Origin of the sequence: Acetobacterium sp. UBA5834, from assembly GCF_002435675.1 — a bacterium.
In the GTDB taxonomy this organism is placed as follows: domain Bacteria; phylum Bacillota; class Clostridia; order Eubacteriales; family Eubacteriaceae; genus Acetobacterium; species Acetobacterium wieringae.
Genome location: NZ_DJGY01000074.1, coordinates 1 through 24,970 on the forward strand (window position 1 = coordinate 1; position 24,970 = coordinate 24,970).

The 24,970-nt window shown below is 40.1% G+C and carries 22 protein-coding genes and 1 tRNA gene; all 23 read right to left on the bottom strand.

Annotated elements, in window-relative coordinates; translation table 11 throughout:
* Nucleotides 1-21: 21 nt before the first annotated feature.
* The gene (locus B3F51_RS15780; protein WP_070371203.1) at nt 22-759 is read right to left on the bottom strand and encodes a YlmH/Sll1252 family protein; all 738 of its coding nucleotides are present in this window, start codon (nt 757-759) and stop codon (nt 22-24) included.
* A gap of 37 nt (nt 760-796) precedes the next feature.
* A complete protein-coding gene (locus tag B3F51_RS16280) occupies nt 797-1,090 on the bottom strand; it encodes a YggT family protein (RefSeq protein WP_414632384.1) in 294 nt (97 codons plus the stop codon).
* Nucleotides 1,074-1,562, bottom strand: a complete 489-nt coding sequence (locus B3F51_RS15785) for a cell division protein SepF (protein WP_070371201.1) — start codon at nt 1,560-1,562, stop codon at nt 1,074-1,076. The genes B3F51_RS16280 and B3F51_RS15785 overlap by 17 nt, the downstream gene beginning before the upstream one ends.
* A 10-nt stretch (nt 1,563-1,572) precedes the next feature.
* Nucleotides 1,573-2,220 (bottom strand): YggS family pyridoxal phosphate-dependent enzyme, encoded by a 648-nt coding sequence (locus tag B3F51_RS15790; protein ID WP_286948071.1) that lies wholly within the window; start codon nt 2,218-2,220, stop codon nt 1,573-1,575.
* A 14-nt stretch (nt 2,221-2,234) separates the two neighbouring features.
* Entirely contained in the window at nt 2,235-3,350 is a 1,116-nt protein-coding gene (locus B3F51_RS15795) for a hypothetical protein (protein ID WP_286948074.1), read from the bottom strand.
* A 142-nt stretch (nt 3,351-3,492) separates the two neighbouring features.
* Nucleotides 3,493-3,569, bottom strand: a tRNA-Pro gene (locus B3F51_RS15800).
* Between the two features lie 129 nt (nt 3,570-3,698).
* Nucleotides 3,699-4,169, bottom strand: a complete 471-nt coding sequence (locus B3F51_RS15805; protein ID WP_228883391.1) for a SoxR reducing system RseC family protein — start codon at nt 4,167-4,169, stop codon at nt 3,699-3,701.
* Complete coding sequence (gene aspS / locus B3F51_RS15810; protein WP_228883389.1) at nt 4,169-5,938, bottom strand: aspartate--tRNA ligase; 1,770 nt, start codon at nt 5,936-5,938, stop codon at nt 4,169-4,171. The genes B3F51_RS15805 and aspS overlap by 1 nt, the downstream gene beginning before the upstream one ends.
* Nucleotides 5,939-6,143: 205 nt before the next feature.
* The gene (hemZ, locus tag B3F51_RS15815) at nt 6,144-7,607 is read right to left on the bottom strand and encodes a coproporphyrinogen dehydrogenase HemZ (RefSeq protein WP_286948075.1); all 1,464 of its coding nucleotides are present in this window, start codon (nt 7,605-7,607) and stop codon (nt 6,144-6,146) included.
* Nucleotides 7,608-7,616: 9 nt separating this feature from the next.
* Nucleotides 7,617-8,246 (bottom strand): MBL fold metallo-hydrolase, encoded by a 630-nt coding sequence (locus B3F51_RS15820; protein WP_228883386.1) that lies wholly within the window; start codon nt 8,244-8,246, stop codon nt 7,617-7,619.
* 27 nt (nt 8,247-8,273) lie between these two features.
* Nucleotides 8,274-8,726 carry a D-aminoacyl-tRNA deacylase gene (gene dtd / locus B3F51_RS15825; protein ID WP_286948078.1) on the bottom strand — a complete coding sequence of 151 codons (453 nt, stop codon included), beginning with the start codon at nt 8,724-8,726 and terminating at the stop codon, nt 8,274-8,276.
* Nucleotides 8,727-8,735: 9 nt separating this feature from the next.
* Complete coding sequence (locus B3F51_RS15830; protein WP_070371193.1) at nt 8,736-10,907, bottom strand: RelA/SpoT family protein; 2,172 nt, start codon at nt 10,905-10,907, stop codon at nt 8,736-8,738.
* A 31-nt stretch (nt 10,908-10,938) separates the two neighbouring features.
* Nucleotides 10,939-11,457, bottom strand: coding sequence for an adenine phosphoribosyltransferase (locus B3F51_RS15835; protein ID WP_070371192.1), 519 nt, complete (start codon nt 11,455-11,457; stop codon nt 10,939-10,941).
* 14 nt (nt 11,458-11,471) lie between these two features.
* Nucleotides 11,472-13,574: a single-stranded-DNA-specific exonuclease RecJ gene (recJ, locus tag B3F51_RS15840; protein ID WP_286948081.1), complete on the bottom strand. Its 2,103-nt coding sequence runs from the start codon at nt 13,572-13,574 to the stop codon at nt 11,472-11,474.
* 133 nt (nt 13,575-13,707) lie between these two features.
* The gene (gene secF / locus B3F51_RS15845) at nt 13,708-14,601 is read right to left on the bottom strand and encodes a protein translocase subunit SecF (RefSeq protein WP_286948083.1); all 894 of its coding nucleotides are present in this window, start codon (nt 14,599-14,601) and stop codon (nt 13,708-13,710) included.
* 13 nt (nt 14,602-14,614) lie between these two features.
* The gene (gene secD, locus B3F51_RS15850; protein ID WP_084633610.1) at nt 14,615-15,883 is read right to left on the bottom strand and encodes a protein translocase subunit SecD; all 1,269 of its coding nucleotides are present in this window, start codon (nt 15,881-15,883) and stop codon (nt 14,615-14,617) included.
* 25 nt (nt 15,884-15,908) lie between these two features.
* A complete protein-coding gene (gene gltX, locus B3F51_RS15855; RefSeq protein WP_286948086.1) occupies nt 15,909-17,387 on the bottom strand; it encodes a glutamate--tRNA ligase in 1,479 nt (492 codons plus the stop codon).
* A 72-nt stretch (nt 17,388-17,459) separates the two neighbouring features.
* The gene (gene queG, locus B3F51_RS15860; protein WP_070371188.1) at nt 17,460-18,404 is read right to left on the bottom strand and encodes a tRNA epoxyqueuosine(34) reductase QueG; all 945 of its coding nucleotides are present in this window, start codon (nt 18,402-18,404) and stop codon (nt 17,460-17,462) included.
* A 132-nt stretch (nt 18,405-18,536) separates the two neighbouring features.
* Complete coding sequence (gene yihA, locus B3F51_RS15865; protein WP_070371187.1) at nt 18,537-19,118, bottom strand: ribosome biogenesis GTP-binding protein YihA/YsxC; 582 nt, start codon at nt 19,116-19,118, stop codon at nt 18,537-18,539.
* A gap of 32 nt (nt 19,119-19,150) precedes the next feature.
* On the bottom strand, nt 19,151-21,535 hold the full coding sequence (gene lon / locus B3F51_RS15870) for an endopeptidase La (RefSeq protein ID WP_084633609.1): 2,385 nt from the start codon (nt 21,533-21,535) through the stop codon (nt 19,151-19,153).
* 162 nt (nt 21,536-21,697) lie between these two features.
* Nucleotides 21,698-22,969 carry an ATP-dependent Clp protease ATP-binding subunit ClpX gene (gene clpX, locus B3F51_RS15875; protein ID WP_070371186.1) on the bottom strand — a complete coding sequence of 424 codons (1,272 nt, stop codon included), beginning with the start codon at nt 22,967-22,969 and terminating at the stop codon, nt 21,698-21,700.
* An 11-nt stretch (nt 22,970-22,980) separates the two neighbouring features.
* The gene (gene clpP / locus B3F51_RS15880; protein WP_070371185.1) at nt 22,981-23,598 is read right to left on the bottom strand and encodes an ATP-dependent Clp endopeptidase proteolytic subunit ClpP; all 618 of its coding nucleotides are present in this window, start codon (nt 23,596-23,598) and stop codon (nt 22,981-22,983) included.
* 26 nt (nt 23,599-23,624) lie between these two features.
* Nucleotides 23,625-24,923, bottom strand: a complete 1,299-nt coding sequence (gene tig, locus B3F51_RS15885; RefSeq protein ID WP_070371184.1) for a trigger factor — start codon at nt 24,921-24,923, stop codon at nt 23,625-23,627.
* Nucleotides 24,924-24,970: the final 47 nt, after the last annotated feature.

Sequence of the window (24,970 nt, forward strand, 5' to 3'; positions counted from 1 at the left end):
TTTTCATTTCGCAATTACCTATTATATATATCGATCCACTTCTAATCGGATATTACCTTTTTTTGTCCGTTCATCCATACTGATGATTTTTGCCTTTCCTTTACCTCTTAGCGACAGAATATCACCTGATTTCAGCCGAAAATCATTTTTATATATCTCCACGTAGTTCACCCGCAGTTTACCTTGTTTGATTAAAACAAGACTATTCTGTCTCGAAAAACCCCATATTTTATTGATGATCCCGTCTATTCGGTTCGAAGCAACCACCACAGACAATCGCTTGTAGTTCTTTTCAAAGCTTTCGATTTGCTGACTGGTCTTTATTGTCGTTCGTATCTCCCGTCCTTTAATCTGATTGAAATTGATCCACATGAACTCCTGTAGTCGCTGATGCATGATAATTTGTACCTTTTCATCACCCACATCGATATCACCAATACTCTCCCTAGTTATTCCCAAGTGCATGAGTTCCCCTAAGACATTGCGGTGATCAATTGGCATCACTTTTTCGAATTCAATGGCGAAGATGGGCCATTCCAGATCCTCTGAAGAAAGATAATCCGGATAAATGCATAACATCTTACGCTCAGCATCCGGGTGCCCTCCAAAAAAAAGATAAGGGACACCACTATGCTTAATGGTGTCCGCTATTTTTTGTTGAAACACTTCATCATAAAAATCAAAGAATCGGGGTTTAAAATTTTTACAACACGCATCAGTAATACGTGATAATAAAAAAGTATCTTTTTTTTCTGTCATTAGACATCCCCTTAATACTTGATATCTGAATATAACTCTAAAATATTAACATGACGACCATTTTATAAAGCGGAAACAATACGATCTGCATTAATAATATCGCAGCAAAGGCTGATAAATCCAATGGTCCAATGATTGTAAATCGTCGCAACGGCGATAAAATGGGCTCCGTTAAACCATAAATCGTCTTTACAAAAATATTATCTGGATTGGGTCTCACCCAACTAAATATAATGTTGACAAAAATTAATAGTGTGATCAATTCAAATAATAGATTACCGGCTTGAATGAGAATTCCTTGGATCATAAACGACCTATTCCATATCCTCATCCCACTCTAAAATCGGCGCATTGAAATCCAAATCATCATGCTGTGGATTAGTCAACACCGCCACCGCTTTTGGAGCTAAAATAAATACATTGTCTGCAATTTTATTAATTGAACCGTCTAGTGCAAATAATGCTCCACTTAAAAAATCAAATATTTTACGACCATTTTCATAATCAGTGTTTTTTAAATTCAATACAACTGTTTTGTTATTTCTTATTTTATTGCAGATACTTGGTGCATCTTTAAAAACTTCAGGTTCCAACACTAAGACTTCTGGACCGTCATCGAGGGATAGTTCACTTCGTCTTGAAGTTGTTGTTTTTTTTGCTTTTGGCGCTGTGAAGGCACTTTTTGTATCTTCAACATCGTCATCATATACATCTTCCTCGTAAATTTCGTCGTAACCATCCTCATTGTCTACTTCCATGCCAAAAACCTTAATAATTTTATCCTTAAATTTTTCTGCTGCCATCGTATCTCTCCTAACTAAATATTTTGCGTCCAACTCTAATCATATTGGAGCCCTCTTCTATTGCAATGGTATAATCATCAGTCATACCCATGGAAAGATAATTCATTTGAATAACCTCACCCACAGATTCCTCTTTTATTTTATCATAAATTCTTTTTAAATCCACAAAAATCTCACGTATTTTGTCATTATTTTGAGTTAAAGGACCCATCGCCATCAGACCTTTGATCCGGACAAACTGATATCCGGACAACTCATTCAATACCGTTTGCAGATTTTCTTCGAGAATTCCAGATTTACTGTCTTCTCGAGCTAAATTTAACTGGAGTAAAACATCGGTAACAATTCCCTGTTTTTTTCCTTCCTTTTCAATGACATCCATCAACTCGATTGAATCGACAGAATGGATCAGAAAGGTTTTACCAATTAAATATTTTACCTTGTTTTTTTGCAAATGTCCAATAAAATGCCAACGTGGCTGATCGCCCAGAACCTCGTATTTTTTAAGAAAATCCTGAACCTTACTTTCGCCAAGGTCAAAAACGCCAGCTTCTAAAACCGCCTGGGTTGCTTCCAGACTTTGATATTTTGTCACCGCAACTAGCGTAACATCTTCGGGTATTTCTGATTTGATCCGTTTTATGTTTTCTGAAATCACTTTGTTTCACATCCTTAGGGATAAATACTAATCCGCATACCACTGCTTAAATTCGGATTCTCATCGGTTCTCAAAACAGCATAGCCATTATTATACTTTTCCACAACAACCGGAAATGAATCACTAAAATAACCTTTTGTTACGGTGTCGATCAATGTCTCATCTCCGATAGTGTATACTGCACTTTTGGGTATTTCATAGGCACTGTAGTCCTGAATAAAAACGTCTGACTTACCGATTACCACCTTGGAAAAATCATTAACATAGTCTTTAAGCATCAGTACAATTATCTTTTGGTTACCTTCATCAACAACATCTACAAAATAACCAGAATACACCTGATCATCAAATTTAAATCGAAGCTTAGGAAAATGGTATAACTGATCAACTCTTTTAATTAAAAACTCATAGTAATCTTGATTAATCCCACTGTCGGTAGTCCCCATCAATTCAGTCTTTAAAGCCTCAACCTCAGCTTCGCCCATAATGGCCATGTCACTTGGCATGGAAAAAGCGACATAAATGTGGTCATTATTTACAACCTTTAAAAGTCCTTCGGATTGCTGATCAACTTTACTGGCGGTTTTTAAAAAAGTGGTATTAATATAGGGGAGCATGCTTTCACTTAACGCTTTTTCAACTGGTTGGATCGAAGTATAAACATAGCCACTCGAAAGTAATCCAAGTTCATTCAAGGCAATGTTTCTCGGTTGACCACCAAGCAGGCCAACCAGCGTTTGCCGTTTTTGTTGAAGGGCGGCTAAATCTAATCCCATGTATTGCACTGATTCAATCAGAAATTTTTTTCGTTCCCGCTCTGTTTCACCGATCTGGTTGGTAATGCTCGAAATACCTTGATAATTCGTCACCATATCGCCCACGATCCGGCTCCAGTTGTTATAATACTCTTCTTTAATGATCGTGTCAATCACGGCAATTTGTTGATTTAAATATTCCGTATTAATAACCTTCGGTGAATTTGTCAACGGTTTATAACCATTGGCTTTTTCCCCTTCCATCAGCGATAAATCACTGGCCTGGAAATTATCGAGCGTTCGATAATCAACATCTTTGAAAAAATACATCTCTGTTTTATACGATTCAGTATACTCTTTTTTTTCGAGCAGCATGCTCATATTACCCCGGTAACTGGAAATAATAATTATTGCTACAATAAAAAAAAAACGATGCCAACAACAATTTTTCTTAAAGAATTGACTCGTCTATTATTTTTTCTTTTAATTTGACCCATATTTTCACCTTAATAAAAAATGGTCTGAGTGAGAGGATTTGAACCTCCGGCCTCTTGACCCCCAGTCAAGCGCGCTACCAAGCTGCGCTACACCCAGACAGTAAATATATTATAATGAATCACGGGGGATTAATCAAGCTTTTTTTTATTTATTTTGTTTAAACCAACAAAAATACATCAATATTTAAGGTATCTGCGTTAAAAACCGCAGATACCTCTTTCGTAATTAATTACCCATTCGTTTTTCCATAGGGGTCGATTTAATCTCAGCATTATCGATAACAGCAATGATCACGGGTTGATACTTGCTGTTAAATCGACCCTGACGATCAAAGTGACGGATTGCCAGATAGGCGATGGCCGTTAGACAGATTCCTGTCAAAAAAGAGACCAGCACTTGATCCAACCCTAATTTGAAGCTACCAATCACATAATATGTCACGCTACTTCCTAAAATAAAGGCAACAAGCGGTATTCCATACATGATAAATGCGGCAACAAAGACATTGACAAATTGCATTTCTACTTCAACCGTTTCACCGTTCTTAGCATTGACTGTGTTCTTCGCTGTCGTTAACATAACTGACTGATCTTTGCTGATGTGACAGGCACCACAGTCACCACAAGCTGAATTACGTTTAATTTCAACTTCGGCATTATTTCCCCGAAGTGATCTAACTGTTCCTATTTCTTTCATTACAATTCATCCACAGAGATGCCCAGATCGATGAGTTGATCCAGACTGGCACTCGCTGGTGCATCCATCATCAGACAACCATGATTTTGAGTTTTCGGGAAAGCAATAACGTCACGAATATTGTCATTATCGGTAAGCAACATCACCAGACGATCCAGACCAAAGGCCAACCCACCATGGGGCGGAGTACCATATTTAAGAGCTTCCAGCAAAAATCCGAATTGCTCCCAGGCTGATTCCTGAGTAAAGCCCAACGCCGTGAATACTTTTTCCTGGATGTCCTGGTTATGGATACGAATACTTCCACCGCCCAGTTCGACCCCGTTTACGACCATATCATAAGCATCCGCCCGAACCTTTAGCAGATCGGTTTCCAGATACTGCAAGTCTTCTTCAAGCGGCATGGTAAAAGGGTGGTGTTTAGCGGTATAACGGCCTGCTTCCGGGTCATATTCCAATAATGGAAAATCCGTTACCCAGAGAAAATTATACTGGTCTTTTAAATCATATTCCAATTTACGTGCCAGTTCCAGTCGTAATTGACCTAAAGCATTACAGACTATTTCGTTGGTATCTGCAATAATAAAAATTAAATCCCCTGGCTTTGCATCAGTTTTTTCAAAAATTGCGGTTTTTTCTTCTTCTGAAATGAACTTCAGGATTGGTGATTTCATCTCGTCTTCGGAAACGTCGATCCAGGCTAAACCTTTAGCTTTATAAATCTTAGCAAAATTTTCCAGTCCTTTAATGCCTTTTTTACTTAATTTATCCTGCGCCCCTTTAGCATTGATGGCACGAACGCTACCACCCTTTTTTACGGCACTGGAAAAAACTTTAAATTCAGAGTTTTCAACAATTTCTGATAAGTCAATCAGTTTTAAGTCAAATCGGGTATCGGGCTTGTCCGAACCATATTGATCCATCGCTTCCTGATAGGTCATTCTTACCATTGGCGTTTGAACATCGACGCCTTTTACTTCTTTCATAATCTTTGCAATCATTTCTTCGTTAATGGCAATAATATCGTCTTTGTCAATAAACGACATTTCCATATCAATTTGAGTGAACTCCGGCTGGCGATCCTGTCTTAAATCTTCATCACGGAAACATTTGGCAATCTGATAATAACGGTCAACGCCAGAAATCATTAAGATTTGTTTGTATAACTGAGGTGACTGCGGCAATCCAAAGAACTTTCCTTTTTGTACCCGGGATGGCACCAGAAAATCTCGGGCTCCCTCAGGAGTCGGTTTAGCCAGCATTGGTGTTTCGACTTCCAGAAAACCCTTCTCATTTAAAAAATTTCTGGCAATGGCAGCTGCTTGGTGCCGTGTTCTTAGAATTTTCTGGAATTTCGGTTTTCTCAGATCAAGGTAACGATATTTGAGTCGTACCGCTTCATTGGTCTGATCATTGTCTTCGATATAAATTGGTGGTGTTTCCGATGAATCCAGAATTTTTACCTCGATAATTTCAACTTCGATTTCACCAGTTAGGATATTTTTATTAACATTTTCCAGGCTTCTTAAGACAACCTTACCTTTAACCGATAAGACATACTCATTTCTGACCTTTTCTGCAATTTCAAAAGCTTCTGGTTTTTCTTCGTTGACCACCAGCTGAATTTTTCCGGAGCGGTCTCTTAAATCGATAAAAAGTACCCCGCCGAGATTTCGACGATTATCTGCCCAGCCCGCCAATTCAACAACCTGCCCAACATTGCTTGCTGTTAATTCTCCACACATGGTATTTCTATAATAAGTATTCATTCTACCTCCAATGTATATAGTGATTTATTATCTTCTTACCTTTATATTATAATGAAGATGTAATAGAGCTGTCAAGCGGGAATGCTGAAAAACAATTTGTGTATCATGATTTATGAATCGTTTCAACGATTTAATGATTTATAATCGTCATTAATAGTCCAAATATAAAAAATCGGAACATTCTATTCCGATTTAAAAAATAGTCTTATTTTTTATTCATTGATAAAATGCGATAAGCACCGCACTTTTTCTCCACAATCTCCTCAAACCGTTCATTATAAGTTTTCACATCTTTTACCGTGAAAACCTTGGAGATATTATCGGTCACTGGATCATAGAGGTTTCCCGTTGCTCCAGCCCCAATACCTAGAGTTGACTGGCACTCAGCCATCATCAAGATGTTGTAAATTCCTTCATGTCCCCGCTTGGCGTACCCGACATTTTCACTGTTGTCCCGGGTATATTTTAGACGATACAGATAATAGGGTTCGAAACCTTCAGCACCCAAGCGGTTTTTTACTGCTTGATAAAAGTCTTCGCCATAGCCCTCATTAACAACAATGCCGTTTTGATCTTTTAGTCGGGAGCCTTTTTTTATTGACAAATTATGGATAGTAATGTTTTGAGGATCCAGGGCGATTACAGCTTCCAGGGATCGTAAAAAATCCTCGGGTGTTTCATTGCCCAATCCAGCTATCAGATCCATATTCAAGGTTTTAAACGCCATCGACTTAATTAATTCCACCTGTTGTTCAAGGAGTCCCGCTTGCCAGGGTCTTCCTACACTTAATAGTGTTTGTGGGTTCATGGACTGAGGATTCAGACAAATCCGCTCCACGCCATGGGCCCGTGCCACTGCCAGCTTTTCCTGATTAATCGTTTCGGCTCGCCCTGCTTCCAGAGTATATTCCCTCAACTGCGATAAATTAAAGCTACCCTCAAGTACTGACATCAGCTGTTCCAATTGATTTGCACTTAACACGGTTGGTGTGCCGCCACCGATATACAAGGTGTCAATTCGCAAATTGGAAGCCTTTAGAACTTCCCCTGTTTTTTTAATTTCAATAAGTAAATGATCCAGATATCGCTGCAAATTTTCACCCTTTTTATCGACAATCGTGGACACAAAGGAGCAATAGTCACATTTAGAGGGACAAAGAGGAATTCCTACATATATACTAATAAGGCGATTCGCCTCACTAACCTGTTCACTGGGAATGAGGCTGGCTTGTGTTTTTGAAATCTGAAGCAAAAGATCGGTGCGGTCATTGCTGACACGATAATAATCCCTGAATCTATTTCTTATTTGGGTTGTCGTCCTACCCTGTTTGTAATATTGCTGTACCATTTTTACTGGTTTAATACCGGTTAATGTTCCCCATTGCAGCCTTTTTTCAAAGTACTCAGATAGAAAATCATAAAGAAACCCCTTATAAAGGCTATTTTCAAGGGGTTCGACGCTGCTATTGAATTGATAGGTTCGAGTTAGTGCTTTACCACCTTCCCATGTCAAAGTTAGCACAACTTGTGTTCCTTCGGTTTTCTCAACTAATACACCATCTGCTTTTCCTGTCAAGACATTTTTTACACCCGGATCGAAGGCCTGATATAATTCATGAAAATAATATTCTAATTCTGGCCGTTCCAGATCAAAGCGAAGCACTCTCATTGGCCCCTCCTAGAAACGCCCCTTTAAAAAAGGATTGTGCATTTTTTCGTACCCAATGGTCGTATTCCCACCATGTCCCGGTAGTACAATGGTTGCATCATCAAGGATAAACAGTTTCATCTCAATCGCATTGAGTAACTCACTTAAGTCGCCATCTGCAAAGTCCGTTCGGCCGATCGAAGTGTTAAAAAGAGTATCTCCAGCTATGAGCTGACCGTCTGCCAAGAAACAGACCCCTCCCTTTGAGTGACCAGGTGTATGTATTATGCGGATAACAATCTCTCCTAATGTGATTGTTTCATTTTCGTTTAAATATCCATCAGCTGGCGCCAGTACCATGTCGATTCCAGCCAATGCTGAGAGGTTTCGTTTCGGATCCACAAGACAATCCGCATCATTTTCGTGAATCAGAACCTTAGCTCCAGTTAATTGCTTAATCTGATTAACGCCACCAAGATGATCGAAATGACCATGTGTCAGCAGAATGTATTTTACTTTGAGTTTATTGTCATTAATGATGTCACCAATTTGTTGATCCTCAAATCCGGGATCAACCACCGCCGCTTCCAGTGTGTTCTCATCCCAAACCACGTAACAATTTGTGCCCATTTGTCCCAGGGATTTTTTGATTACTTCCATATTGCTTTCCTTATCTATTTAATCAATTTAAAAAACTTTTTCACTATCTAATAACAGGGTAACCGGACCATCGTTGACAATCAATACTTCCATTTCAGCCTGAAAAACACCCGTCTCAATTTTTTTAATTGGTTGACGTTTTAATTTATCAACAAAAATGGCATATTTTTTTTCTGCAACATCTACTGGCCCACTTCGGGTAAAGCCTGGCCGTCTGCCCTTACGACAATCACCGTAGAGAGTAAACTGTGAGACTACTAACAATTCACCTTCTTCATCGAGAATGGAGCGATTCATTTTGCCATCTTCATCTTCAAATATTCTCAGGTTAACCAACTTATTTATGATATAGTCCATATCTGCCTCGGTATCATCATCTTTAATGCCCAGAAGTACATTGAGTCCATGGCCAATTTTCGCCACTGTTTCATTGTTGATCCGTACTTCTGAAGCGGTCACCCGCTGTATTACTGCCCGCATAACTACTCCTTATACTCGGTAAATCTGTGTAATTTCTTTTATTTTGTTCAAATTCTTAATCAGCAAATTTAATTCACGACGGCTCTTTACCTCGAGCGTGGCCGAAAAAAAGTCATATTCATTTTTCTCATTTTTCGCATTCAGAGCTGTCACCGGAATGCCCATATCCAGAAATGTTTTCGAAATTTGAATAATCGTACCCGGTGATTCCTTGGCTTTTATGTGTATTTCTGCTGTAAATGATCCGGTACTGTATTTATTCCACTCTACTTCGACAATCCGGTTGGGATCCGTGAGATTAAGAACATTGGAACAATCCGCCCGATGGACTGAGATCCCCCGGCCTTTTGTGATATATCCTACAATTTTATCGCCAGGCACCGGATTACAACATTTGGCAAAGTGGACATCAATTTCGTTATGTCCCGCAACAATCACTGTACTACTGGATTTCTTTGGATCTTTAGTCGGTTTTTTTAAGACGATCTCTTCAACTTCTTCAGGAAATTCCTTAGGAAACAGCAGTTTCATCTTTTGAAAAACAGTTCCAATTTTTATCCCATTATAACCAATAGCAGCATAAAAATCGTTGAGGCTCTTATAGCTACACTTTTCAGCCAGGAGCTCCAGATTATTCAAATTCAATAAATTTGAGTGCTGCAAGCCTTCTCGTTTGATTTCTCGCTCTAAAATACTTCGGCCTTTTTGAATGTTCTCATCTTTTTCTTCTTTTTTAAAATATTGCTTTATTTTGTTGCGCGCATGTGGGCTCTTAACAAAGGTCAGCCAGTCTCTGCTGGGACCATTTGAATTCTTGGAAGTCATAACTTCCACGATGTCTCCACTCTTCAAGGGACTATTGAGTGGGACAATTTTATTATTTACCCGAGCCCCGACACAGCTGTTTCCGATATCACTGTGAATTCGGTAGGCAAAATCCAGGGGACATGATCCTGCCGGAAGCGGAACGACGGCGCCTTTGGGCGAAAAGACGTAGACCTCTTCATTGAGAAGATCAACCTTAATGGTTTCCACCAATTCTCCGGCGTCTTCAGAATCCCGCTGGAGTTCAAGCATTTGACGCAGCCAGGACATTTGAACCTCATACTTATTGTCCTTGGCATCCATTCGTCCTTCTTTATATTTCCAGTGGGCAGCAATTCCGTACTCTGCGGTTTCATGCATTTCTCTGGTACGAATTTGAATTTCGAAGGGTTCGCCCTTGGGTCCCATCACCGTTGTATGAATGGACTGATAGAGATTTGGTTTCGGCATGGCAATATAGTCTTTAAAACGTCCCGGAATGGGTGTCCATTGTGAATGAACCACGCCCAGCACTCCATAACAGTCTTTTAACGAATCAACAATAACCCGAACGGCAATCAAATCGTAGATTTCATCAAAGCTGCGGTTTTGGCTTTTCATTTTTCGGTAGATACTGTAAAAATGTTTAGACCGCCCATAAATCTCGGCATGGGTACCGACTTTTTCGATTTCTTTGGATAACACTTCAATTACATCGGCAATATAGGCTTCTCGGGCGCTTTTCTTAATTTTTATTTTTTGAACTAAATCATAGTAACCTTCCGGATCCAGATATTTTAGTGCCAAATCCTCCAGTTCCCACTTGATGGTCGAAATTCCCAGTCGATTTGCCAAAGGTGCATAGATATCCAACGTTTCTTTGGCTTTCTCAATCTGTTTAGCTTCCCGCATGTATTCCAAGGTACGCATGTTGTGAAGCCGGTCAACCAGCTTAATCAGAATGACCCGAATATCTTTGGACATGGCCAGAATCATTTTGCGGAGGTTTTCCGCCTGACTTTCTTCTTTGGACTGAAAGCCAATCCGCCCGATTTTCGTAACACCCTCCACCAGGTCCGCAATATTTTGATTGAATTCTTCTTTTATATAATCATATGAATAGATTGTATCTTCAATAACATCGTGCAAAATAGCGGCCACAATCGTTTCCGTATCCATTTGCATTTCAGCCAAAATATAAGCAACAGAAACCGGATGGATTACATAGTCTTCTCCAGAAAGACGTTTCTGATCTTTATGAGCTTCCCGGGCCAGGTCATAAGCCTTATAGATCATCTCCGTTTGTGCATCTGGATTATTTGCTTTAACCAGGTTTATTACATTGTCAATTTTTCCTCTTACTGCATCATTATCCATATCGTTTCTGCCTTTTATTAGTGAGTAGTCTTTAGTAGGGGTAGGTCACAATCGAGTGTACAAAATAATTCTTAAGAAGCTCACGCCCCCCTAATTCAGTGAGTTCAATCAAGGTGATGATGCCCGAAATTTCCCCACCAAGATTTTCGATCAATTTGGTAGCGGCCATCATCGTTCCCCCGGTGGCCAGTAAATCATCGACAATAATAACCCGATCTCCCGGCTTGATGGCGTTTTTTTGAATTTCGACAATATTTGATCCATATTCAAGGTCATAAGCTTCCGATGAAACCTCACCAGGCAGTTTTCCAGGCTTTCGAACGGGCACCAAACCAGCACCAATTAAATATGCCAATGGCGTCCCAAAAATATAACCTCTGGCTTCAGGAATTACAATTATATTAGCATCAAGGGCCTTTGCTACTTTCGTCATTTCGTCAATGACATGTGCAAAAGCCTTCGGGTTTAAAATCAGACTGTTTATATCTTTAAAACTAATCCCTTCCTTGGGAAAATCTTCGTAAATACCAATGCTTTCTTTTAAATCCATCTTAATCTCCCTTTTCAATCACAAATCATTTTTTCTAATTTTATCATTAGTTGCGTGTTTTGAATATCCTTTTTTTCCTGTGTTTCTATAATTTTCGAAAAAACCAGCCCGTTTTTTAATCGGTATGCAATTAATCCTGCTTCTCGAAGTATTTCGCATGCCATTAAAAAATGAAATGGCGACAATTTTGTGCTATTTGGGTTTTGTACAGATACCCCAACTTCTCCCGATTTTTTCAGGACCAGATAAACGCATTTTACGGTCTCCCGCTGCATTCGCATTTCATACGGATCAATTCCATAAGACTGCAACTTAATTTCTATTTTGGGATTCACCGATTGAACGATGAACTTCACCAAAAACATCGCCATGTCAAAATCCCAGATGGGATTTTGGTGGATGTCTTTTAATACCAATTGCAAAGTTTTATTCCCTCGATACTCGTTGACATCCAGGCGACAAATAAACTCCACTCCCCGGAAACCATTTGCGCTTAATTCGGGGCGATTGGTCAAAAACTCGCCAAACCCAAAACCGACTCCGCTAACATCATTACTCAAACTCAGCCGCAAATGATTATTTTCTTTTCCCATGGTTCTCATCGAAATAATATCTGGACGGTTGAGGACAAATTGCACGCCGGGATTTCCCAGACCACACGGTTCAAAATGTGAGCAGTCATTAAAAAGATTCCAGGTGATTTCCGTCTCATCAATAATCGCATCGTAGGGAATTTTTTTGATCAGATGTTTTTTTATTTCTGTAAGGTGTCCGTATTCAATAATTTTCTTGGTCATCTGGGCGAGATTCTCAGCATCGATACTAAAACCGGCTGCTTGATCGTGACCACCATAACTGCTAAATAACTCACCACAGGATTGTAGGGCTTCAAAAATATTGAACCCTTCCACACTGCGACAGGAAGCTTTCCCCTTTCCATCCGTCACACTAACGACAATCACCGGATTATAATACTTTTCCTGAATCCGACTGGCAACAATCCCAATAACACCCGAGTGCCAGTTTTCCCCAACGACGATTATAATATCATTTTTATATAGCTCCTGGGATTCAACCTGAGCAAGTGCTGCATCCAGAATGGTTGATTCAAGATTCTGGCGTTTCCGGTTTTCATCACTTAAAAATTTAGCCAATTCCATCAATCTAGCTGGATCATGTCCAGTGAGTAAGTCAACAATGTGATGTGCCTCTCCTAATCGCCCTGCTGCATTAATCTTGGGACCCAGCACAAAACCAAAATGCCAGGCTTTCACCTGGGCCAACTCACTTACTTCAATCAATGCCCGAATTCCAGGATTTTTGTGATTCGAATTAAGGTAATGTAGTCCCATGGCAACCAGAATTCGATTCTCATTCTGAAGTGGAACCAGGTCTGCTACTGTGGCTAATGCAACGCATTCAATCGCATTCTGCAAATCGAAATCTAATCCGAGCCTCGTACTGATCGCCTGAACAAGTTTAAAAGCCACCCCGGCACCACATAGTTCCTTAAATGGATAATTTTCTCCTGGCACCTTAGGGTTGATAATTCCAAATGCTGCCGGAAGCGTTCCTTGACATTCATGGTGATCGGTTATAATTACATCCAGATTGTGCTGATTACAAAAATCAATCTGGTCATTGGCGGAAATCCCATTATCGACAGTAATCAGAAGCCCCACCGCTTCATCAATTAAGTTTTGCAGCGGATCAATATGTAGTCCATAACCAGTGATCAGTCGATTGGGAATAAAGTAGGAAACATTGAATTCATGGCGTTTCAAAAAACTGTACATGATAGATACCCCAATAGTACCATCTGCATCATAATCGCCATACAAACATATTTTTTCGTTTGCCGCTTTTGCTTTTGCAATTCGGTTTACTACTTTTTCCATCTCGTTAAAAAGAAACGGATCATGAAGATCAGCCAACGAAGGATTAAGATAGCGCCGGGCTTCCTCAATGGATGTTATCCCCCGACTGATCAGTATTTCAGCTGTTCGTTTTGTTAAGTTGAACTCCTCCATAATTTGATCTATTAAATCTTCATTTTCGGGCACACTTAAATGACTGTGCTTACTTTTTCTTTGTATCCATTGTGTTTTTACTGACATATCCACCTCAAGATTGAATTGTATGATTTACTGTAGTCCGTACTAAAGATCAGACACCTAAAACGAAAGCGTCAGGGAGCTACCTCCTTGACGCTAAACGCTTTGTTATTTGTTTTATTTCATATGTTCGTTGTTAACTTTTAACCGCCGCACTTTTACTGGCCTGAAATTCTTTAATTTTGCACCAGAGGGCACTGGCGATAAAGATAGATGAATAGGTTCCACTGACAATCCCAACCATTAACGGCAGAGCAAAATCCTGAACTGCTGGCACCCCAAAGGCGTATAAAGCTCCGATTGCCAACAAGGTGGTAAAAGAAGTATTGATACTGCGTCGCAAGGTTTGGGTGACACTGGTATCGACTAAATTGGCATAATCGTATTTCCCAAATTTAGGACGATTTTCACGAATGCGGTCAAAAACAACGATGGTATCATTGATGGAATATCCCAATATCGTCAGCATTGCCGCAATCAGTGGTGAATTCACTTGAATCTGGAAGATCGAATAGACTCCTAAAACAATGATCAGATCGTGCACTAAGGCGATGACTGCGGCTAAGCCAAACATAAACTCAAAGCGGAATGTAATGTACACCAACATCAGTAATACTGCGACAACTGCCGCAATCATGGCACTGTTAGCCATTTCTGCACCAATTGAGGGACTGACCGTGTCAATCGACAACAAATCCGTATCTTCTAAATTATATTTTTCCTGAAATTTTGAAAATAGCGTCTGTCGTTCCTCAGTGGATAAATCTTTTTTGGTAGAAATAATCACCTGCGTCTTCGCTTCCCCGGCATAGGTCACATCAGCACTGGAATCATACTCTTCAATCAACGCTTTGGCATCACTGGTTTCAAAAGGTGTGTTTAACTCAATGGTAACAATGGTTCCACCAATAAAGTCAATACCAAAATTGAGTCCATTGATGAACAACGAACCAACACTGATAGCAATTAAAATCAACGAGATGGCAAACCATATTTTGCTTTTTTCGGCTACTTGAATGTTCTTTTTCATTATGGTCTCCTCTCTATATTCCGTAGAACGAATTGCTTTTAAACAATTCAGTTTTAACCAGTAAAATGACCAACTGTTTGGTAATTACAACTGCCGTAAACATACTCACAAGAATACCTAAAATCAATGTCACGGCAAATCCCTGGACGCTTCCACTTCCTAAAAAGAAGAGTACAAAGCCAGCAATCAAGGTAGTCACATTGGAATCAAGGATTGTTGAAAAAGCTCTTGAAAAACCATTATCGATTGCTGTAAGTAGTGATTTTCCCAGCCGAGCTTCTTCTTTGATACGCTCAAAAATAATAACATTGGCATCTACCGCCATCCCAATGGTGAGAATCAATCCGGCAATACCCGGCAGTGTCAGAGTAACGTTAAGGGCTGTTAAGATTATCATAAATATAATGATAAAGATAATCAGCGCCAAATCAGCAATAATTCCCAGCCCGCGGTAGAAAATCAGCATAAAAACGAGCACCAGCGCAATCCCAATCATACCGGCATAGATACTTTTATCCAGGGAATTCTGACCAAGTGTCGGGCCAACCGTTCGCACTTCGATTGGCACCAGTTTGACAGGCAATGCCCCGCCGCGAATAAGGGAAGCAAGATTGCCAGCTTCTTCGATGTCGCCAATTCCTTCAATGACGGCCTCACCGTTAGTGATTGCGACGTTGACAGTAGGTGATGAAATAATTTCGTCATCGAGTTTAATCTGAATTGCCTGACCAATATATTTTTGGGTTGCATCAGCAAAAAGCTTGGTGCCTTCTTCGCTGAATTTTAAGGTAACAACCGCTTTTTCCAATCCGGAGCTGTCTGTCTGCATAACCCCTTTGGAATCCACGACGTCTTTACCCGTCAAAATAACGGTTCCGTCAGGCCCCACAAATTCCAGCTGAGCTGTTTTACCAATCAGATCCAGGGCTTCTTCCTGATCGCTTACCGAGGGAATGGAAACCCGGATGCGATTATCGCCCTGTTTTGTAATTGTCGGTTCCGAAACGCCTAACGTATCAATTCGCTGCCGGATGGTCAGCATGGCCGATTCAATTTTTTCTGCAGTAACCGCCTCATCATCCGTTGCCTGGGCTTCCAGCACGACATTGACCCCACCGGTTAAATCCAATCCGTAGTTGATGTTTTGACTGACATTACCAATGTCATAAACACCTACTGATACCCCATTAAAGAGTACATATCCTACCAATCCAATAAACAGCGCAATCAGGATCAATAGCATTCCGCTTTTCGCCTGACTATTTGTTTTTTGTTTACTCATGTACTTTCCTCCTTGTTGATTTTATTTATAATTGCATAATCGATGCCACTGACTTGATGCGGTTTAAAACCTCATCTTTACCCAGAACATCCATAATTAATGTAAGATCCGGACCATGCATTTCACCGGTAATCATGATCCGACTTGGCATAAAGAGCATTTTGCCCTTGATTTTTTCTTCTTTTTGAATTTCTTTTAGAATGACTTTTCCCCGGGCCGCATCTAAAACGTCCGTCGTTTCGATTTTTTTTATCAGTGCCTCGTAAAGCCGTTTAGAAGACTCTTCGTGCAATAATGTCAATGCTTCCTCGTCTTCAATGACATAATCATTTTTAAATAACATCTCTAATTCCTGGGGCGCCTGGGCAAAATACTCAATTCGATCTCTTAAAATCTCGGCTATTTTAGCCAACCAATCCTGTTTTTGGGGGACATCTTCCTGATTTATCAACCCGGCCGCAACCAAAAATGGTGTCAAATGATCTACCAATTCGTCCAGTGGCAATTCTTTGATATAATGGGCATTCATCCAGTTTAGCTTAGCCCGATCAAAAACTGCTCCCGATTTGTTAATTCGAGATAGGTCAAAGGCCTGGATCAATTCTTCCATTGAAAATATTTCCTGCTCATTCTCCGGGCTCCAACCCAGAAGCGCCAGGAAATTTACAAGTGCCTGTGGTAAATAACCTTTTGCCAAAAAATCACCAACTGAAACATCACCCTGACGCTTACTGAGCTTTTTACGGTCATCATTCAGGATATTTGGTAAATGGACAAACTTTGGCGCTTCCCAACCCAGACATTCATACAGGTAGACGTGTTTGGGCGTGGATGGTAGCCACTCTTCCCCGCGAATGACATGGGTAATTGCCATCAGATGATCATCGACGACAACCGCCATGTGGTAAGTTGGAAAGCCATCAGCCTTTAATAAAACCTGATCATCCAAATCATTGGTATTCATCTCGATGACACCCCGCACCAGATCATCAAAAACAATCACATGATTTTCCGGTAATTTCAAGCGGATGGTATAAGGCAGCCCCGCCTCAAGATTTGCAGCGATCTCAGCCTGCGACAATTCTCGACACTTTCCGTCATACTTAGGCGTTTCGCCTTTTTCCTTCTGACTAGTTCTAACCGCTTCCAGTCGTTCTTTGGTGCAGAAACAATAATAGGCCTGTCCCTGATTAAGTAACAACTCAATATGTTTTTTATAAATGTCGAGACGTTGGGATTGAATATACGGGCCATGCTGGCCTTTTTCAATCACACGATCATTTTCTTTTATTAAGCCTTCATCCGGAATCACGCCGGTCATATTCAGTGCATCCAGCAGGTTATCCACTGCCCCCTGTTCAAGCCGGGTTTGATCTGTATCCTCAAGACGGAGCAAAAACATTCCGTCCATTTTCTTAGCATATAAGTAATTATACAGTGCTGTCCGCAAACTTCCAACATGGACATTGCCAGTTGGACTCGGTGCAAAGCGATCTCGTACCATTTTCCCTCCATGTTTAATTAAAATAAATGTAAAAAGTTCTCTAACTTAATTATTATAGCATTTTATTATCGACTAATCATATATTTTTTTATTTTTTTTGATGAGTCGGGCATTTCTGATTAAACTTTTTTTTCCTCGCCAGCCACTGGCAGTTTTCTCAAAACGAATTTTGAATTCCTTTTTTGTCAGGGCCAATATTTCGTCCAGTGGTGGAGACGCAGTTTCTGCGTCAATCCAAAAGGCTTCTTCCTGCGTTTCTTCAAGATCCTGATTATAGGGACAGGCTCTCTGACAGAGATCACAGCCATAAAGATATGTCGATAGCCGCATTTCTTCATCAGCGGAAAGGGATTTTTTTTGAGTTAGATATGAAATGCATTTTGTTGGTTCAAGGCTGAACCCTTCGCCCAGAGCCTGATGGGGACATGCATCAAGACAGCGCCGACAGGTTCCACAACTATTTTCTGGCAGTAGTGGCGGTTCAAAAGCAATGACGCTGTCAATCAATATTTGTCCGATAAAGAAAAAAGAACCCAATTGATGATTGATCAGACAGTTGTTTTTGCCATAAAAGCCCAACCCGGCACGGTATGCAGATCCCCGATCAACCAGTGGACTATTGTCAACAAATAGTCGATACTGTATTTGTGCTCCTCCTGTCTGCCGTTGGATGTCATTCATGCGCTCCATTAATTGCGTCATTCGTCGCTTCAGTACCCGATGATAATCTTCACCCCAGGAAACCGATGCGAGCTGAACCCGATATTTCTCATCTGCCACTTCTTCAAATGCCTGATAGTTATTGATACCAATAACTATCCCCGTTTTTGCATCAGGATAGGCTTTTAAATAATTAATTCGATCCTCTGGTTCGCCACCCTCAAAGCCTGTGGAAAACCCTTCTTGATGGCGCCTGATCAGATAAGGCAGACACTCCTTAAGTGGTTCCACCGAAAAAAAACCAATCAGATCAATACCTGCTTGTTCTGCCAGCACTCGAATTATTTTTTCAGTCATTCCAACCTCATAAAATCGCCTCAGAACTGTTTTAACAGAACTGGAAAAGCTTCCTGTTGAAAGAAGGTTAAGCCGTAACAAGATCGAAGCTTGTCTTTAAGCCTAAGTCTTCCAAAAGGAAGCTAAAATTGATTATAATACGTTATGAATACATTCCCATACTTCGTCTTTTCCCAATTTCGTTTCTGCCGAAAATAGGATGAGCTCATCAGATTTCTTCAGATTCAGTGATTTTGCAATACGATTTACTGCCTTTTTTTGATTCGTTTTTGACAGCTTGTCGGCTTTGGTGCCAATTATTACAGGTTTTAAATCATAATAGATCAGCCATTCATACATTAATAAATCATCTTCTGAGGGTTCATGTCGAGAGTCAATAAGTTGAAAAATCAGTACCGCATTTTCACGATTCCGAAGATATTTTTCAACCATCTTCCCCCATTTTTCACGTTCCGTTTTGGACGCTTTAGCATAGCCATAACCAGGCATATCGACAAAATAGAACACGTCATTTATTCGATAAAAATTCATCGTCTGGGTTTTTCCCGGCTGGGAACTGGTTCGTGCTAAGCTTCGCCGTTCGATTAAGGTGTTGACAAACGTTGATTTGCCAACATTCGAACGCCCCAACAGCACTATTTCCGGTAGATTATCATCAGGATACTGTGCTTCTGCTACAGCACTGATGACAATTTCCGCTTTTGTTACTTTCATTATTTTCTCCATTTTCTGAAAGTTCGGTCTATTTATTGAAGATCTTTAAAAACAATTTTTGTGACCTCACTCATTTTTGAAACAGACTGAATATGTAAAGCCTCCAAAACAACGTTTGGTACATCTTCCAGGTCTTTTTCGTTTTCTTTTGGCAAGATAATTTCTTTAATACCGGCACGATGGGCTGCCGTCAGCTTTTCACGCAATCCGCCAATTGGCAGAACCCGGCCACTGAGGGTTATTTCACCGGTCATTGCCAGATTTTGTGGCACTGGTATATTGGTTAACGATGAAATCAGCGCCGTTGTGACTGCGATCCCAGCTGATGGGCCATCTTTCGGTACAGCACCCTCAGGTACATGGAGATGGATGTCTTTTTTTGAGTAAAAATCAGATTCGATTTCTAACACCTTCGCCTGGGAGCGAATATAACTAATACCCGCTTTGACTGATTCTTTCATCACATCACCAAGCTGTCCGGTGATTTCAATTTTTCCGGTACCATCCACCACGATCACTTCTATTTGCAGGGTATCACCACCAACCGGTGTCCAGGCTAATCCATTGACCAAGCCCACTTCTTTTTTATCACCTACGGTATCAAACGAATAGCGATGTTTTCCTAAGAATTTTTCCAGATTCTTCTGCGTGATGCTGATGCTTTTTTTCTTGTGTTCCACAATTTCTTTTGCAGCGACACGACAAATCTGAGCAATTTTTCGCTCAAGTTCGCGAACGCCTGACTCTCTGGTGTAATATTCAATGGTATTCTTTATTACTGCTTCACTGAATTTACAGGTGGATTTTTTTAATCCGTGAATTTCCAATTGTTTGGGAATCAGATAGCGTTGGGCGATTTCCACCTTTTCACTTTCGACGTAACCATTCACCTCAATAATTTCCATTCGATCCAGCAACGGTCTTGGAATGGTTGATAAAGAATTGGCGGTTGTTAAAAACAACACTTGCGACAGGTCAAACGGTAGTTCGAGATAGTGGTCAGTAAAGGTGTTATTCTGCTCCGGATCCAACACCTCCAGTAATGCAGAGGCGGGATCGCCATTGAAATCTTGTCCCAGTTTATCAATCTCATCCAGTAAGAATAGCGGATTTCTGGTTCCACATTTTTTCATATTGTATAAGATTCGTCCTGGAATGGCACCAACGTAGGTTCGACGATGACCTCTTATCTCGGCTTCGTCTCGCATCCCCCCCAATGACATACGGACATACTTACGATTTAAGGCTCGAGCAATGGATTTGGCAATCGACGTTTTTCCGACTCCAGGAGGTCCCACCAGACAAATAATTGGTGATTTGAGACTCTTTGAAAGCTGCAGCACCGATATATATTCAAGAATTCGTTCTTTAACCTTTTTTAATGCATAATGATCTTCATCCAGAATTTTTCGGGCAATTGAAACATCAACCGTTTCTTCGGTTAGCGTATTCCAGGGAAGATCCAGTATCCATTCCACATAAGTTTGAATTAAACCTGCCTCTGATGAGCCTTGAGGAACTTTGTTCAAACGATTCAGTTCTCCCAAAACCTTGTCTTTTACCTCGTCAGGTACTTCCAGTGCCGCCAGTCGTTCCCGATACGTTTCCAACTCATTTTGAACGTCACCTTCACCTAATTCATTTTGGATCACTTTTATCTGCTCCCGCAAATAGTATTCCCGTTGATGCTTATACATTTCACTACGAACTTTTTCGTCGATGTTGTGCTCGATTTTAATCATTTCAACTTCTTCAACCAAAATCTCGTAGGTAAGTACCAAACGCTTATTCACATCGGTTTCTTGAATCAGCCGTTGACTGTCTTCCAGATCCAGGAACAAATTGGCACCGATAATGTCAATAAGCTGATCCGGATCATCTAATGAATCCATGGCCAGAATAAGATCCGTCGCCACCTTTCTGGTAACATTCATATAATTGGCAAACGATTCGCGAATCATACGGATGAGTGTCCGATTCTCTTTTGTATCATAATAAACGGAACGGACCGGTTTGGTTGTAACCAGAAAATAGGGATTTAAACTTTCAAATTCAACGATTTCTCGTCTTTCCTGGACTTCAACCAGAACCCGAACAAGATTGTCCGGCATCTTTAATAATTGTTTAACTTTTACTCTGCAACCAATATTATAAAAGTCATCTGGATTAATATCCTCTTTAATAACCTCTTTTTGTGTGACCAAAAAAGCCATTTGGTCTCGCTCCATCGCAGCTTCCAATGCTTTAACAGATTTCTCGCGACCCACATCAAAATGAACCACCATACCAGGAAAAACACTCATCCCACGAAGCGGTATCAATGGTAAGGTTTCTTTTTCCTGAACAAATAATTCCGGTTCAGTCATTCCCAAATGGTCAGTCTTTTCTTCTGGAATTTCCTTTTTTTCAATACTCAAATTAATCAACTCCTTACCTCTATTATTATGAAAAGCACCTTTTATGTAATTACCTGTATTGATTTATACCCAAGTTTTTTAAAAAAAGCCGTGCAAAATTTCAAATACACGGTATAAAATACCAAAGAGTAGTTGGTCTTTTGAACGGCTATTTAATAAAATCTACGATACTACATCATTCTTTTTGCTTTTTTCGTTGTTTTTCTGTCCAAGAATCATAATCGGTTCAACTTGTTTTTCAACAACCTCTTTGGTTATGATCACTTTCTCAATATTCTCATTCGAAGGAACTTCAAACATAATATCAAGCATTATATTCTCAATGATTCCTCGGAGACCTCTGGCACCAGTTTTTGTATCCATGGCTTTTTTAGCAATTGCCACGAGTGCATCCTGCTGAAATTCCAATTCGACCCCTTCAATCCGAAACATTTTTATGTATTGTTTCACTAACGCATTTCGTGGCTCCGTCAAAATTTGTATCAGGGCGCTCTCATCTAAGTGTTCTAACGATGCAATCACAGGAATTCGACCAATAAACTCCGGAATCAGACCATACTTCAGCAGATCTTGCGGCTGAACTGAACTCAGATCATCATCCTCAATTTTTTCTTTGGAACTGCGAATGTCTGCACCAAAACCCATTGAACTTTTTTCCATTCGCTGCTCAATTACTTTATCCATGCCGTCAAAAGCACCACCACAAATAAATAATATATTGTTTGTGTTAATTTGAATAAAATCCTGATGCGGATGTTTACGTCCACCCTGTGGCGGGACATTTGCAATTGTACCTTCAAGAATTTTTAATAACGCCTGTTGTACACCTTCACCGCTGACATCTCTGGTGATTGAAGGGTTGTCACCTTTTCTGGCGATTTTATCAATCTCATCGATATAAATAATGCCCTTTTCGGCTTTGGCTACATCAAAATTAGCCGCTTGAAGTAGTTTTAACAGAATATTTTCCACATCTTCGCCGACATAACCGGCCTCCGTTAATGAAGTTGCATCGGCAATCGCAAATGGTACATTTAAAACTCGGGCTAATGTTTGCGCTAAAAGCGTTTTTCCTGACCCCGTTGGACCAATTAATAGAATATTACTTTTTTGCAATTCAACTTCGGCATCATTTTCATCCATCGCAGTAATCCGTTTGTAATGATTGTAAACGGCCACAGCCAGGGCTCGCTTGGCACGGTTTTGAGCGATGACATATTCACTTAATTTGAGTTTGATTTCTTTTGGTTTGGGGACATCATCAAACGCAATATCCTCAGGCATGCTTTCCACATCCATTATTTCTTCACAGAGCTCGATACATTCATTGCAAATATAAACGCCTGGCCCAGCCACCATTCGTTTTACCTGAGATTGGCTTTTACCACAAAAGGAACATCGGGCATTTTCGATGCTATCTTCATTTCTTGCCATTTCTAAGCCTCCTATCTCGACACAATGATCTCATCAATCAATCCGTAGGCCTTCGCTTCGTCAGGATCCATAAAATTATCGCGATCAGTATCTTTAGCAATAGTTTCCAGGGGTTGCCCGGTTCGCTCGCTAAGTATTAAATTTAATTTTTCTCGTGTCTTTATCAAACGTTTTGCATAAATTTCCACATCGGTGCTTTGCCCCTGAGCGCCACCTAGCGGCTGATGAATCATTATTTCACTGTTTGGAAGAGAAAAGCGTTTTCCCTTTGCTCCGGCAGCCAATAAAAATGCCCCCATCGATGCAGCAAGTCCTACACAGATAGTAGACACGTCACAACGTATGTAATTCATTGTGTCGTAGATGGCCAAACCTGCTGTCACTGCCCCACCCGGACTATTAATATAAATCTGAATATCTTTTTCCGCATTATCGGATTCTAAAAAAATCAGTTGTCCGACAATCAAAGAAGCCAGGCTTTCATTTATTTCCCCATTTAAAAAAATGATTCTTTCTTTTAATAATCGCGAAAATAGGTCGTATGATCGTTCTCCCCGGCCAGTCTGTTCGACAACCATCGGAACCAGGTTATTGCTAATTAACGATTGTGTTGTTTTACTTGTTAGCATGAATACACTTTCCTGCTTTCTTATTATTACTCTGAAATTTTTGTAGTCGCTGCATCTACCAGCATTTCCACTGTCTTTCGTCTAATAATATTTGCCTTGATATAGTCTAACATTCTTTCCTGAAGACCTTTTTTATATTCTTCAAAATCATGTCCATAGGCATCTGCAAATACTTTAATCTCTTCATCCACTTCTTCTTCAGTTGCTTCCAAAGCTTCCATTTCACCGATTTTTGAAAGAATCAGCTCCGTTTTGATATTTCTTTCTGCATCCTCTTTCAGATTATTTCTGAAATCTTCACGATTAACATTCGTATATTTAAAGTAGTCATCCAATGAAATACCCTGCTGTTTCATTTGGCTTTCAAAGTTTTGCAGGTTATTGTCAACCTCTTCCTCAATCATTAAATAAGGTACATCAATTTCAGCGTTTTCCACTGCAAAATTAACAGCTGTAATTTCAGCCGCTTTTCTCAGTTCAGCAGTTTTAGCATCTTTTAACCGTGCTGCGACATCAGCTTTCAGTTCGTCTAAAGTATCAAACTCACTGGTATCTTTCGCAAAATCATCATCTAATTCCGGCAATTCTTTTTCTTTAATCCCCTTAACCGCAACTTTGAACACTACGGCTTGTCCCTTAAGGTTTTCGGCATGGTATTCATCTGGGAAGGTAACGTTGACAGTTGCTTCTTCACCGATCTTAGCACCAATTAATTGTTCTTCAAAGCCAGGAATAAAGGTTCCGCTCCCAATTACTAAATCATAATCAGTATCTTTACCGCCAATAAATGGCTCATCGTTTAAAAAGCCTTCGTAATCAATGGTAACCGTCGCACCATCTTTAACTTCACCAGCTTCTAATGTAACCAGTCGGGCATTCTGGTCCTGCATTTTTGCCAGCTCAGCCACAATCTCCTCATCTGTAATCTCGGCTTCCAGAGAATCTACTTCCGCCCCTTTGTAGTCACCCAATTTAATTTCTGGTTTCACCCCAACCTTAACGATAAAGGTCGCGCCTTCTTCTTCGCTGATTTTTTCGATGTTTTCCAGATCAGGTCGAGTTACTGGTTTGATTTCTGTTTCTTCCAATGCACTGGTATAAGCAGGCGCAAAGGCAAAATCGATGGCGTCTTCCATAAATACATTTTTTCCATAGTAGGATTCGATTACCTGTTTAGGTACTTTTCCTTTTCTGAAGCCTGGAACCGAAAAACGTTTTTTATTTTTATCATAGGACTTTTTAACAGCCTTTGAATATTCCTCCGGACTTATTTCAATTTTTAGGGTTGCAATATTTTTTTCAATACTTTCTACTGTAGCACTCATGTTATCCTCCGTATCTTTCACTATAAATTATATTCACATTCAATTTT